This window comes from Ferrovibrio sp. (genome assembly GCF_002796975.1).
In the GTDB taxonomy this organism is placed as follows: Bacteria; Pseudomonadota; Alphaproteobacteria; order Ferrovibrionales; family Ferrovibrionaceae; genus Ferrovibrio.
The window spans coordinates 602,493-615,960 of the sequence record NZ_PEKV01000005.1; the positions used below are offsets into that span (position 1 = coordinate 602,493).

Sequence of the window (13,468 nt, forward strand, 5' to 3'; positions counted from 1 at the left end):
GAGCAGGGCACGACCATTCTTCTCGTGGAGCAGAATGCGAACGTCGCGTTGCATGCGGCGCATTTCGGCTACGTGCTGGAAGTCGGCCGCATCGTGATGGCCGATACCTGCGCGAAGCTGCTCGAGAAGGAAGACATCAAGGAATTCTATCTCGGCATGAAAGAGCAGGGCGTGCGCGGCAAGCGACGCTGGAAGAAACGCAAGACGTGGCGCTAAGTCCTCAGAGGGAGGCGGTTATGGTTGCCAAGGTACTCGACCCGAAAACGGGCATCTCCATCGACGCCGACATCCTCGAGACCATCGAGCGTGACACGCTGGCGCGCTACTTCTGGCGCAAGGTCGGCGAACGCGGTGAGAAGGTCGCGATGCGCGAGAAGCATCTCGGCATCTGGAATTCGATCAGCTGGCGTCAGTATGGCGAGAATGTCAGGCATGCCGGGCTCGGTTTTGCGGCGCTCGGCGCGAAGCGCGGCGAGGTGGTCTCGATCATCTCCGAAGGCAATCCGCAGTGGCTCTATGCCGATCTCGGCGCCCAGGGCATCGGCGCCGTCACCAACGGCATCTACACGACCGATTCCGCCAAGCAGGTCGCCTATATCGTCAACGACAGCCGCACGGTGATCTATATCGCCGAGAATGACGAGCAGCTCGACAAGATACTGGAGGTGCGCGACCAGTGCCCGACCTTGCGCAAGATCGTCGTGATCGACATGGAGGGCCTGACCGATTTCAGCGACCCGATGGTGATCAGCTTCGACGAACTGCTCAAGCTCGGCCGCGAATTCGACAAGGCGCAGCCGACCTACTGGGAAGACCAGCTCAAACTCGGCAAGCCCGACGATCTCGCCATCCTGATCTACACTTCGGGCACCACCGGTGCGCCGAAGGGCGCGATGATCAGCCACCGCAATCTCGTCTTCCAGATGGAGAATGCCGGCCGTCTGCTGGAGCAGACCGATACCGACGAGCAGCTCAGCTTCCTGCCGCTGTGCCATATCGCCGAGCGCGGCTTCTCGCTGCTCTGGCCGATCCGCTCGGGCTCGACGGTGAATTTCGCCGAAAGTCCCGAAACCGTGCCGCAGAACCTGCAGGAAGTGCAGCCCACGGTATTCTTCGCCGTGCCGCGCCTGTGGGAGAAGTTCTATTCCGGTGTCGCGATCCGCATGAAGGACGCCACTGGCTTCGGCAAGCTCGCCTACAAGACCGCGCTCGGCATCGGCTACCAGATGGCGCAGTGCCGGCTGGACAATCGCCAGCCTTCGGTCGCGCTGAAACTCGCCTTCTGGTTCGCCGACCAGCTGGTGCTGAAGAACATCAAGCGCATCATCGGCATCGACCGCTGCAAATGGCTGGTCACCGGCGCCGCGCCGATCTCGCCCGACCTGATCAAATGGTATCTGGCGCTCGGCAAGGACATGCGCGAAGTCTACGGCCAGACCGAGAATGTCGGGCTGGCGACCTCGCCGCAGATGGACCGCGTCAAGCTCGGCACCATCGGCATGACGGTGCCCAATACCGAAGTGAAGATCAGCCCCGAAGGCGAAATTCTGCTGAAGGGGCCGCATGTCTTTATGGGCTACCTGAACAACCCGACCAAGACGGCGGAAACCATTGTCGACGGCTGGCTGCATACCGGCGATGTTGGCACCGTCGACAACGAGGGCTGGTACCGCATCACCGACCGGATGAAGGACATCATCATCACGGCGGGCGGCAAGAACATCACGCCGTCGGAAATCGAGAACCAGCTGAAATTCAGCCCCTATGTCTCGGATGCCGTGGTGATCGGCGATCGCCGGCCATACCTCACCTGCCTGATCATGATCGACCATGACAATGTGGTGAAATTCGCCCAGGACCTGAACGTGCCCTTCACCAACTTCACCTCGCTCTGCCATGCCAGGGAAGTGCAGGAACTGATCTGGAGCGAGATCGAGAAGGTGAACAAGAATTTCGCCCGCGTCGAGACGATCAAGAAATTCAAGCTGATCGACCGCCAGCTCACCGCCGAGGATGACGAACTTACCCCGACAATGAAGCTGAAGCGCAAATTCGTGAACGAGAAATACAAGCCTCTGATCGAGGAGATGTATGCCTCCGCCTGAATGGCGGCAGGTGACGAGTAGGCTGATCCAACGGTTTACCAAAAGGGAGAATGAGGATGCGTACGAGAATTATGGCCGCGACGGCGGCTTTTGCGATGGTTGCCGGCCTCGCCGGCGTTGCGGAGGCCCAGTCGGTCCGCGGCGTGACGAAGTCGGAAGTGGTGATCGGCCAGCATACCGACCTGAGCGGCCCGGCGGCCTCTTACGGCGTGCATGTGTCGAATGCCATGCGGCTGTATTTCGACAAGATCAACGCGGACGGCGGCATCCATGGCCGCAAGATCCGCTTCATCGTGGAAGACCATCAGTATCAGGTGCCGCGCGCCGTGCAGGCCGCGAACAAGCTGATCAACCGTGACAAGATCTTCCTGATGGCCGGCGCGCTCGGCACGCCGATGAACAACGCGGTCTTCGAAGAGCAGTTCAAGGCCAACGTGCCGAATCTCGGCCCGCTGACCGCCGCCCGCTCGATGAGCGAGCCGTTCCATCCGCTCAAGTTCGCCACCTATTCGACCTATTACGATCACTCCCGCGCCGGCATCAAATACCTGGTGGCCAAGAACAACCGTAAGAAGCTCTGCGCGCTGTACCAGGACACCGACTTCGGCAAGGAAGTGTTCGACGCGGTCAAGGATCAGGCCAAGGCGATGAACATGCAGGTGGTCGAGACGGCCACCAACACGCCGATCGCCACCGACTTCACCGCGCAGATCGCCAAGCTGCGTGGCGCCGGTTGCGACCTGGTGGCGATGGGCGCCATCGTGCGCGACGCCATCGTGCCTTATGCCACCGCCCGCAAGATGGGCTGGACCGATGTCGACTTCGTGTCGCAATCGGCCAGCTTCGACCAGATCGTGGCCTCCGCTCCGGGCGGCGCCACCGAAGGTCTCTATGTCGGCGCCGGCACGGTGATGCCGTATCGCGACACCGCTTCGCCGCAGGTCGCGGCCTGGTGGGATTCCTACAAGGCCAAGTACAACACCGATCCGAATATCGGTTCGGTCTATGGCTATGGTCTCGCCGACCTGATCGTCAACGTGCTGGATCGCGCCGGTAAGGACCTGACCACGGAGAAGTTCGTGAAGGGTCTGGAAAGCCTGAGCGGCTATCGCGACATCTTCGGCGGTCCAGTGCTGACCTTCGGTCCGAACAAGCATCTGGGGACCAACGAAGTGCTGTTCTACCAGATCCAGAAGGGCCGCTTCGTGCAGATCGCCGACGGTCCGATCAAGTACTAAGCAATCATCCGGCTACGGCCGAATGCGAGACGCCCGCGGGAAACCGCGGGCGTCTTTGCTTTTGTGCGATGCAGCAGCCCGGGAACGCATCCGGGCCTGCGCTGAATCCGTCTAGGCCCTCTGGCGGCAGAGGGCTAAGCTTCCTCCGTTCAAGCAGAAGCATCCAAGCAGAACCATAAGACCACAAAAACGAGGGAGGTCCGCATGCGTAGGGTTCATGTACTCACGGCCGCGGTCGTGACCAGTGCAGTGGTGATGGCCGGCGCGTCTCATGCGCAACAGGCCAAGGTGCGTGGCGTAACCAAAAACGAAATCGTCATCGGCATGCACACGGACCTGAGCGGTCCGGCGGCCAGCTATGGCGTGCATTCCTCGAATGCGATGCGCCTGCGCATCGACGAGGTCAACGAACAGGGCGGCATCTATGGCCGCAAGATCCGGCTGATCGTCGAGGACAACCAGTATCAGGTGCCGCGTGCGGTGCAGGCGGCCAACAAGCTGATCAACCGCGACAACATCTTCATCATGGCCGGCGCGCTCGGCACACCGATGAACAACGCGGTGCTGCCCGATCAGCTGAAAGCCGGCGTGATCAACTTCTCGCCGATCACCGCGGCACGGCAGATGTCGGAGCCGTTCCACAAGCTGAAATTCGCCGGGCTGTCGTCCTACTACGATCAGGTCCGTGCCGGCATGCAGTGGATGGTGGCCAATAAGGGCAAGAAACGTTTCTGCACGCTGTATCAGGACACCGACTTCGGCAAGGAGATCTTCGAGGCGGTCAACGACCAGGCCAAGGCGATGAAGCTGCAGGTGGTTGAAACCGCCACCAACAAGCCGGCGGATACCGACTTCACCGGCCAGATCACCAAGCTGCGTGCCGCCAATTGCGACATCGTGGTGATGGGTACCATCGTGCGTGATGCCATCGTGCCTTACGGAACGGCGCGCAAGATGGGCTGGGATGTCGACTTCCTCGGCCAGTCGGCGAATTACGACCAGATCGTCGCCGGCGCACCGGGCGGCGCCACCGAAGGCCTCTATGTCATGGCCGGCACGGTGATGCCGTATCGCGACACCGCCTCGCCGCAGGTGGCGGCCTTCATGGACAGGTACAAGGCCAAGTTCGGCGTGGATGTGAATATCGGTGCGGTCTATGGCTACGGCCTGATGGACCAGCTGATCTTCGCCTTCGACCGTGCCGGCAAGGATCTGACCACCGACAAGATGGTGGCAGCGCTGGAAAGCATCCAGGGCTTCCACGACATCTTCGGCGGTCCGGCGGTCAGCTATGGGCCTAAAAAGCACCAGGGTGCCGACGAGGCCTTCCTGTTCCAGGTGCAGAAGGGCCGCTTCGTGCAGATCGCCGGACCGGTCCGCTACGGCAGCTAGGGCGCTACGGCAGCCAGATGACACGCGCATAAAACTGCATCGTCATTATACGGCTGATGCATTTCGCGGCCCGGCATGGCACAACCATCCGGGCCGTTTCTTTTTATCGCCTCAGCCAAAAAAGCCGCCGATGTCCGTGTCTCCCGTCCATGTCCAGGTCTCCAATATTCCGCTCGGGATCGGCTATATCCTGATGGCGGTGTCGCTGTTCGGCGTGATGGATGCGCTGGTGAAATGGCTGGCCGCCATCTATCCCACCGTGCAGATCATGTTCTTCCGCAGCCTGTTCGCCCTGCCGCCGATCCTGGCGATGGTGTGGCGCGGTGCCGGCGGCAGCCAAGGAAAGAATACGCTGCGTAACGCGCTGGTGATGCTGCGCACGCGCCAGCCGGCAGGCCACGCGCTGCGTTCGGTGTTCGGTTGCGGCGCCATGCTGCTGTTCTTCTATTCCTACAAATTCCTGCCGCTCGCCGAAGTGACGGCGATTGCCTTTGCCGCGCCGATCTTCATCGCCTGCATGTCGGTCTGGCTGCTGGGCGAACGCGTCGGCCTGCATCGCTGGTCGGCGATTGTGGTGGGTTTCATCGGCATGCTGGTGATCGTGCGCCCGGGCGCCGGGCTGCTGGAAAGTGCGGCGCTGATCGTGGTGGGCGCCACGCTGCTCTATGCGCTGGCGATCATCCAGATCCGCAAGCTCAGCCGCTCGGAACCCTCCACCACGATTGCTTTCTGGTTCACTGCCTTTTGCACCGTGATGACCGGGCTGGCCCTGCCATTCTTCTGGCTGACGCCGGACGGTGTCGATCTGCTGCTGCTGATCGCCGTCGGCCTGGTGGGCGGCGCGGCGCAGCTATGCATGACACGCGCCTATGGCCTGGCGCCGGCCGCGGTGGTGGCGCCGTTCGACTACGTGCATCTGCTCTGGGCCGTGGTGATCGGCTGGTATGTCTGGGGTGACTTCCCTGATCTGGTCACCTGGATCGGCAGCGCCATCGTGATCGCCAGCGGGCTCTACATCCTGTGGCGCGAGACGGTGAAGCGCGTGCCGGTGCCGCCCGTTATTACCGAGTAAGATTGGGTGACGGAGTAGACGGTTCACCACCAATCGTCACCCCGGCCAAGCGCAGCGCGAGCCGGGGTCCCATTTCATTGGCACAGAAAAAATGAGATCCCGGGTCAAGCCCGGATGACGGAATGTAGACGCACTCGCTTGCGTGAGTGCGGCAACAGAATCTGATTTTTCGGGGAAGATTTCGCGCGCTGGTCGGAGCGAGAGGATTCGAACCTCCGGCCCCTAGCTCCCGAAGCTAGTGCTCTACCAGGCTGAGCTACGCTCCGACCGGCGCGGGCCGACTGTATAGCGCCTGAGGGGCGACCCCGCAAGCGGCCCCCCAGAAGATATCCTGGGGGATTCAAGGGAATCTGGGATCACGGGAAAAGCCCGGCAGTCCAGCAGGTTAATTGCAGGTCGGGGAGGGGATCAGCGAGCCCGTTCGACGGCGAAATCGACCGCCTCGGCCAGCGCATCGCGCATCGCGCCGGCCGCAAACGGCGCCAGCGACTGGCGCGCTTTCTGGCCATAAAGCCGGGCCCGGGCCATGGTCTCCTGGATGGCGCCATGGCGATCCATGTAAGCCAGCGCCTGCGACCAGTCTTCGGCCGTCTGCTCCTCGGGCCGTTCGATCACGCGGCGCCAGAACGCCTTCTCGGCATCGCTGCCTTTTGAGAAGGCGAGCAGCACCGGCAGGGTAATCTTGCCTTCGCGGAAATCGTCGCCGGTATTCTTGCCCAGCGTCTCGCCGTCCGAGGCATAGTCGAGCGCATCGTCGACCAGCTGGAAGGCGATGCCGAGATTGTGGCCGTAGTCGTCGAGCGCCTGCGCATCCGACATCGGCCGGTCGGCGATCACGGCGCCGACGCGGCAGGCGGCGGCAAACAGCGCGGCGGTCTTGGCCTTGATCACCTTGAGATAATCGCTTTCCAGCGAACTCATGTCGTTGGCGATCACCAGCTGCAGCACTTCGCCCTCGGCGATCTCGGACGACGCGCCGGCCAGGATGCGCAGCACTTCCAGCGAGCCGGTTTCGACCATCAGCTGGAAGGCGCGGGTGAACAGGAAGTCGCCGACCAGCACCGAAGGCTGGTTGCCCCACAGCACATTGGCGGTGGCATTGCCGCGGCGGCGGTCGCTCTCGTCGACCACGTCGTCATGCAGCAGCGTGGCGGTGTGGATGAATTCGACGCAGGTAGCGAGCAGCACGTCGTACTTGCCGCGATAGCCGCACAGATGGGCGGCGCCCAAGGTCAGCAGCGGACGGATGCGCTTGCCGCCGGCGGCGATCAGATGACTGGCCAGTTCCGGGATCAGGCTGACATCGCTGGCCATGCGCGCGATGATCTCGCGATTGACCGCATCCATGTTGGACCCCACCAGGGCGCGCAGCGGCTCGATGCTGGGCTTGGGGCCCTGCGCCGGCAGGTCTTGCAGGGATTTGGAGGCGGTCTGCACGTGGTTACTGAACCCATGATTGTGTCGGGCGGTCTGGCTGGAGCATAGTGGGCTGGCCGGGTCGGTCAAGCGCCGCTCATTTGCCAAGTTTGCCTTTCAGATCAAATGCCTGACAACGATCATACGACCGATGCCCTGCTGGGCGGTCTGGTCCGCCTGAAACAGCCGCGCAAGGGCCAGCGTGCCAGCGCCGATGCCGTGATGCTGGCGGCTGCCGTGATGGCCCCAAAGAAATCCGGCGCCGGCGCCCAGGTGCTGGAGCTGGGCTGCGGCTCGGGTGTCGCCATGCTCTGCGTCGCGGCCCGCCTGAAGAATGTGTCGGTGACAGGCCTTGAATTGCAATCCGATCTCGTCGCGCTCTGCGCCCGTAATATTGCGGCCAACGGTTTCGGGGATCGCCTTGCCGTGCATGAAGGCGACCTCCGCGCCCGGCGCATTGCCGGGCTGACGCCGAACAGCTTCGACCAGGTCTTCGCCAACCCGCCGTATTTCGATGTGGCGCGACATCGTGTCTCACCGCATGCCGGACGGGCGGCGGCCCGGGCCGAGGCTGATGACGCCGATGTCGGCCACTGGATCGCGGCAATGCTCCGGTATGCCAGGCCGAATGCCGGNNAGGCCGGTGCGATTCGGGTGATTCCGCTGTGGTCGCGGCCGGGCCAGCCGGCCAAGCGCGTGATCGTGCGGGCGGTGAAAGGCAGCAAGGCGCCGCTGGTGCTGACCCCGGGACTGGTGCTGCACACCGCCGATGGCGGCTATCTGCCCGAGATCGATGCAGTGTTGCGGAGCGGGGCGGCACTGCCGCCGGTGTGAGGGCGACTCGCCAGGAACCTGACCGCTCGGGTCTTGCAAGACAGGGGCGGCAGGCCGCAGAATCCGGCCCATGTTGAAATTCCTCATCCTGATCCTGCTGATCGCCGCCGTCTGGTACGGCTGGCGTTACGTCAATCGGAAGCCTGTGAAAAAGCCGTCCGGCGATGCTCCGCCCACGGCCCGCCCGCAGGCGCCGAAAACGATTGCCGAAGACCTGAAACCCTGTCCGGTTTGCGGCACTTACATGGTGGTCGATCCCAACAAGTTGCCCGACCAGACCTGCGGCCGTCCGGACTGCCGTCCCGTCTAGGTTTTCACAGGCCGGATTTGCCCTTCCTTGGTCCCAAGTCGAAGGGGCCAACGGCTTGATTCTCCAGCCTCCGCTGGCTAAGGTCCGCCCGATTTTCCGCCACCCCAAACGCACGTAAGGCGAGAGCGCAAAGGATCCCGTAATGGCGCCCACCGGACCCGCTGCGGCTTCGTCGTTTCAGGATCTGATCCTGACGCTGCAGACCTATTGGGCGCGGCAGGGTTGCCTGCTGCTGCAGCCCTACGACATGGAAGTCGGCGCCGGCACCTTCCATCCCGCCACCACCCTGCGCGCCCTCGGGCCTGAGCCGTGGAACGCAGCCTATGTGCAGCCGTCGCGCCGTCCCAAGGATGGCCGCTACGGCGACAACCCGAACCGCCTGCAGCATTACTACCAGTTCCAGGTGATCCTGAAGCCGAGCCCGGCCAATGTGCTGGAGCTGTATCTCGGCTCGCTGGAGGCACTCGGCATCTCGTCCAAGCGGCATGATATCCGCTTCGTCGAGGACGACTGGGAAAGCCCGACGCTGGGTGCCTGGGGTCTGGGCTGGGAAGTCTGGTGCGATGGCATGGAGGTGACGCAGTTCACCTATTTCCAGCAGGTCGGCGGTTTCGACTGCTCGCCGGTTGCGGCCGAGATTACCTATGGTCTTGAGCGTCTGGCGATGTATGTGCAGGGCAAGGACAACGTCTACGACCTCGACTTCAACGGTCGCGGCGTGAAATACGGCGAAGTCTTCTATCAGGCCGAGCGCGAATTCTCCGCCTACAACTTCGAACATGCCGACACCGAGCAGCTGTTCCGCCGCTTCGCCGATGTCGAGAAGGAATGCATGGCGCTGATCGAGAAGGGCCTGGCGCTGCCGGCCTATGACCAGTGCATGAAGGCCAGCCATACCTTCAACCTGCTCGATGCGCGCGGCGTGATCAGCGTGACCGAACGCGCCGCCTATATCGGCCGCGTGCGCGCGCTGGCCAAGGCCTGCTGCACCCAGTGGCTGAGAAGCCGCGGCCATCTGCAGGAGGGCGCATAATGCTTGGCGAACTTCTGCTGGAAGTCCATTCGGAAGAAATTCCCGCGCGCATGCAGCAGCGCGCTGCCGAAGACCTGCAGCGTCTGGTCACCGATCTGCTGAAGAAATCCGGCCTGCATTTCGACAAGACCGAGTCTTACGTCACGCCGCGCCGTCTGGCGCTGGTGGTGCGCGGTCTGCCGCGCATGCAGGACGCGGTGCGCGAAGAAAAGAAGGGCCCGCGCGTTGGCTCGCCCGATCAGGCCGTGCAGGGTTTCTTGCGCGGCGCCGGCCTGAGTTCGCTGGATCAGTGCGAAAAGCGCGATACCGGCAAGGGCGAATTCTGGTTCGTGGTCGTCGAAAAGCCCGGTGAGGCCACCAAGGATGCGCTGAAGCGTCTGATCCCCGAAGCGCTGGCCGCGCTGCCGTGGCCGAAATCGATGCGCTGGGCCGACCAGCCGATGCGCTGGGTGCGCCCGCTGCACAGCATCATCTGCCTGTTCGAGGGCGAGACCGTGCCGTTTGTCTTCGGTCATCTGACCGCCGGCGACAGCACCTGCGGCCATCGCTTCCAGGCGCCGGCGCGCTTCGCCGTGCGCGATGCCAACGACTATCTGCGCCGCCTGCGCGTGGCTTACGTGGAGCCGGATTTCGCCGTGCGCCGCGCCGCCGTGCTGAAGGATGCCGCTTTCGCCGCCGGCAACGAGGATCTCGTGCTGGTCGACGACCCGGGCCTGGCCGATGAAGTCACCGGTCTGGTCGAACAACCGGTCGTGCTGCTCGGCCGCATCCCGCAGGACTTCATGAGTGTGCCGCGCGAAGTGCTGACCACCACGATGCGCGCGCATCAGAAGTATTTCGCGCTGAATACGAAGGATGGCGATCTCGCGCCGCGTTTCGTCATCGTCGCCAACACGATGACCGATGATGGCGGCAAGCAGGTCATCGCCGGTAACGAACGCGTGCTGAATGCGCGGCTGTCGGATGCCAAATTCTTCTGGGACCAGGACCGCAAGGTTACGCTGGAAAGCCGTCTGCCGGCGTTGAAGGACATCGTCTTCCACGCCAGGCTGGGCACCGTGGCGCAGAAGGTCGAGCGCGTGGAGCGTCTGGCCTATGAAATCGCCGGCGCGTTGCATGCCGATGCCAAGCAGGCGCGTCGCGCCGCGAAGCTGGCCAAGGCCGATCTGGTCAGCGGCCTGGTCGGCGAATTCCCCGAACTGCAGGGCATCATGGGGCGCTATTACGCGCTGAACGATGGCGAACCCGCGGCAGTCGCCGACGCCATCGCGCAGCATTACGCGCCGCAGGGCCCGAATGATCGCTGCCCGACCGCGCCGGTGTCGGTCGCCGTGGCTTTGGCCGACAAGATCGACACGCTGGCCGGCTTCTTTGCCATCGACGAGAAGCCGACCGGCTCGAAGGATCCGTTTGCGCTGCGCCGTGCTGCGCTCGGCGTGATCCGGCTGATCCTGGAAAACAAGCTGGCGCTGCCGCTGAAGCCGCTGTTCCGCTCGGCACTCTCGCTGCAGATCGTGCAAGTCGAGAGCGATCGCAGTCCGACCGAGGAACTGATGCAGTTCTTCGTCGATCGCCTGAAGGTGCATCTGCGCGAACAGGGCGTGCGGCACGATCTGGTCACCGCCGTCTTCGCCAAGGGCAATGACGACGACCTGTTGCGGATTCTCGCCAAGGTCGAGGCTTTGCGCGGCTTCCTCACCGAAGGCGAGGGCGCCAACCTGCTGGTGGCCTATCGCCGCGCCAACAATATCGTGCGCGCCGAGATGAAAAAGACACCCGATCTCAAGCTCGGCGAAATCGACGGTCAGCTGATCTCGCAGGACGAAGAGCGAGTGCTGGTCGCAGCCCTGGGCGATCTCGGTCGCGAAGTCTCCGGAAAGACACAGGACGAGGCGGATTTCCGCCATTATCTTGCCACACTTGCGCGGCTACGTGCGCCGGTCGATGCATTCTTCGACCGCGTCACCGTCAACGCCGATGTAACGGCCGTGCGACGCAATCGTTTGAGCCTGCTGTCTGCCGTCGCCGGCAGCATGGACCGTATCGCCGACTTTTCCCAGATCGAGGGGTGAATACAGCTATGGCCAAGAAGAAAGCTGCCAGGAAGAAAATCGCCAAGAAGGCGGTGAAGGCCCGCAAGGTAGCGCCGAAAAAGGCTGCTCCGAAGAAAGTCGTTCGCAAGGCCGTGAAGGCCGCCACGCCTGCCAAGGGCAAGCTGGTTTACTCGTTCGGTGACGGCAAGGCCGAGGGCCGCGCCGACATGCGCAACCTGCTGGGCGGCAAGGGCGCCAACCTCGCCGAGATGTCGAATATCGGCCTGCCGGTGCCGCCGGGCCTGACCATCACCACCGAGGTCTGCACGGCGTATTACAAAAACGGCAAGCAGTATCCCAAGGAACTGAAGGGCCAGGTCGATGCCGCGCTGGCGCGCGTCGAGAAGCTGGTCGGCGCGAAGTTCGGCGACGCCAAGATGCCGCTGCTGGTCTCGGTCCGCTCGGGCGCGCGCGCCTCGATGCCGGGCATGATGGACACCGTGCTCAATCTCGGCCTGAACGACACGACGGTCGAGGCGCTGGCCAGGCAGTCGGGCAACGAGCGTTTCGCCTGGGACAGCTATCGCCGCTTCATCCAGATGTATTCCAATGTCGTGCTCGACGTCGGCCACGAGCATTTCGAAGAACTGCTCGAAATGCACAAGGAAGAGCATGGTCTCAACCTCGACACCGAACTGAAGGCCGAGGACTGGAAGCAGATCGTCGTCGCCTACAAGAAGAAGGTGCAGCAGGAACTGGGCAAGCCCTTCCCGCAGGATGTGCGCGACCAGCTCTGGGGCGCCATCGGCGCCGTGTTTTCCAGCTGGATGAACCAGCGCGCCATCACCTACCGCAACCTGCATAACATCCCGGCCTCCTGGGGCACGGCGGTGAACGTGCAGGCGATGGTGTTCGGAAATATGGGCGAGACGTCGTGCACCGGTGTTGCCTTCACCCGTGATCCCTCCACGGGCGAGAAGATCTATTACGGCGAATACCTGATCAACGCGCAGGGTGAAGATGTCGTCGCCGGCATCCGCACGCCGCAGCAGCTCACGAAAGAGTCGCGGCTCAAGGTCGGTAACGAAATGCCGTCGATGGAAGAGTCGATGCCGCCGACCTTCAAACAGCTGATCGGCGTGTTCAAGACGCTGGAAAAGCATTACCGCGACATGCAGGACATCGAGTTCACCGTCCAGCAGGGCAAGCTGTGGATGCTGCAGACCCGTTCGGGCAAGCGCACCGCCAAGGCGGCGATCAAGATCGCCGTCGACATGGTGAAGGAAAAGCTGATCAGCCAGGCCGAAGCCGTCGAGCGCGTCGAGCCGGCCTCGCTGGACCAGCTGCTGCATCCGACGCCGGATCCGAAGGCCGAGCGCAAAGTGATCGCCAAGGGCCTGGCCGCGTCGCCGGGCGCGGCTTCGGGCAAGGCGGTGTTCACTGCCGATGAAGCCGAGCAATTGGCAGGCAAGGGCGAGGCGGTGATTCTCGTTCGCGTCGAGACCTCGCCGGAAGACATCCATGGCATGCACGCCGCCAAGGGCATTTTGACCGCACGCGGTGGTACGACGAGCCACGCCGCCGTCGTGGCGCGCGGCATGGGCCGGCCCTGCGTCTCGGGTGCCGGTGCCATCCGCATCGATTATGCGGCCGGCAAAATGACCATCGGCGACCTCACCGTGAACAAGGGTGAGGTGATCACCATCGATGGTTCGACCGGCGAAGTGATCCTCGGTGTCATGCCGATGATTGAACCTCAATTGTCCGGCGATTTCGGCCAGCTGATGGCCTGGGCCGACAAGCTGCGCAAGCTGAAGGTCCGCACCAACGCCGAGACCCCGGCAGATGCCGAAACCGCCGTGCGCTTCGGCTGCGAAGGCATTGGTCTCTGCCGTACCGAGCATATGTTCTTCGATGCCGACCGCATCACGGCGGTGCGCGAGATGATCCTGTCGCACAGCGTGGAAGGCCGGAAGAAGGCGCTGGCCAAGATCCTGCCGATGCAGCGCGACGACTTCGTGCAGCTGTTCAAGAT

General features: G+C 63.1%; 9 protein-coding genes, 1 tRNA gene and 2 pseudogenes. 10 read left to right on the top strand and 2 right to left on the bottom strand.

The annotated features are described in order from the left end of the window. The 5 genes and pseudogenes from CTR53_RS07815 to CTR53_RS07835 all read left to right on the top strand — a co-directional run. Window positions 1-216, top strand: a pseudogene (locus CTR53_RS07815) (ABC transporter ATP-binding protein); the annotation flags it as partial. Between the two features lie 20 nt (window positions 217-236). After that, entirely contained in the window at window positions 237-2,105 is a 1,869-nt protein-coding gene (locus CTR53_RS07820) for a long-chain fatty acid--CoA ligase (protein WP_290810922.1), read from the top strand. Between the two features lie 56 nt (window positions 2,106-2,161). Beyond that, window positions 2,162-3,343 (top strand): ABC transporter substrate-binding protein, encoded by a 1,182-nt coding sequence (locus tag CTR53_RS07825; RefSeq protein WP_290810925.1) that lies wholly within the window; start codon window positions 2,162-2,164, stop codon window positions 3,341-3,343. Between the two features lie 204 nt (window positions 3,344-3,547). Beyond that, window positions 3,548-4,735: an ABC transporter substrate-binding protein gene (locus tag CTR53_RS07830; RefSeq protein WP_290810928.1), complete on the top strand. Its 1,188-nt coding sequence runs from the start codon at window positions 3,548-3,550 to the stop codon at window positions 4,733-4,735. 130 nt (window positions 4,736-4,865) lie between these two features. Further along, on the top strand, window positions 4,866-5,807 hold the full coding sequence (locus CTR53_RS07835; RefSeq protein ID WP_290810931.1) for a DMT family transporter: 942 nt from the start codon (window positions 4,866-4,868) through the stop codon (window positions 5,805-5,807). Between the two features lie 189 nt (window positions 5,808-5,996). Here CTR53_RS07835 and CTR53_RS07840 read toward each other — a convergent pair. Together CTR53_RS07840 and CTR53_RS07845 are read right to left on the bottom strand one after the other, a co-directional pair. Further along, window positions 5,997-6,073: transfer RNA gene (locus CTR53_RS07840), tRNA-Pro, on the bottom strand. 142 nt (window positions 6,074-6,215) lie between these two features. After that, a complete protein-coding gene (locus tag CTR53_RS07845) occupies window positions 6,216-7,244 on the bottom strand; it encodes a polyprenyl synthetase family protein (RefSeq protein ID WP_290810934.1) in 1,029 nt (342 codons plus the stop codon). 105 nt (window positions 7,245-7,349) lie between these two features. On the opposite strand from CTR53_RS07845, the gene CTR53_RS07850 reads away from it, so the two are divergent. The 5 genes and pseudogenes from CTR53_RS07850 to ppdK all read left to right on the top strand — a co-directional run. Then, window positions 7,350-8,057 (top strand): methyltransferase domain-containing protein, encoded by a 708-nt coding sequence (locus tag CTR53_RS07850; protein ID WP_290810936.1) that lies wholly within the window; start codon window positions 7,350-7,352, stop codon window positions 8,055-8,057. Window positions 8,058-8,127: 70 nt separating this feature from the next. Then, window positions 8,128-8,367, top strand: coding sequence for a hypothetical protein (locus CTR53_RS07855; protein ID WP_290810939.1), 240 nt, complete (start codon window positions 8,128-8,130; stop codon window positions 8,365-8,367). A 142-nt stretch (window positions 8,368-8,509) separates the two neighbouring features. Beyond that, window positions 8,510-9,400, top strand: coding sequence for a glycine--tRNA ligase subunit alpha (locus CTR53_RS07860; protein WP_290810942.1), 891 nt, complete (start codon window positions 8,510-8,512; stop codon window positions 9,398-9,400). Continuing rightward, window positions 9,400-11,472: a glycine--tRNA ligase subunit beta gene (glyS, locus tag CTR53_RS07865; RefSeq protein WP_290810944.1), complete on the top strand. Its 2,073-nt coding sequence runs from the start codon at window positions 9,400-9,402 to the stop codon at window positions 11,470-11,472. Before CTR53_RS07860 ends, glyS begins: the two co-directional genes overlap by 1 nt. A 188-nt stretch (window positions 11,473-11,660) precedes the next feature. Beyond that, a pseudogene (ppdK, locus tag CTR53_RS07870) lies at window positions 11,661-13,468 on the top strand (pyruvate, phosphate dikinase); the annotation flags it as partial.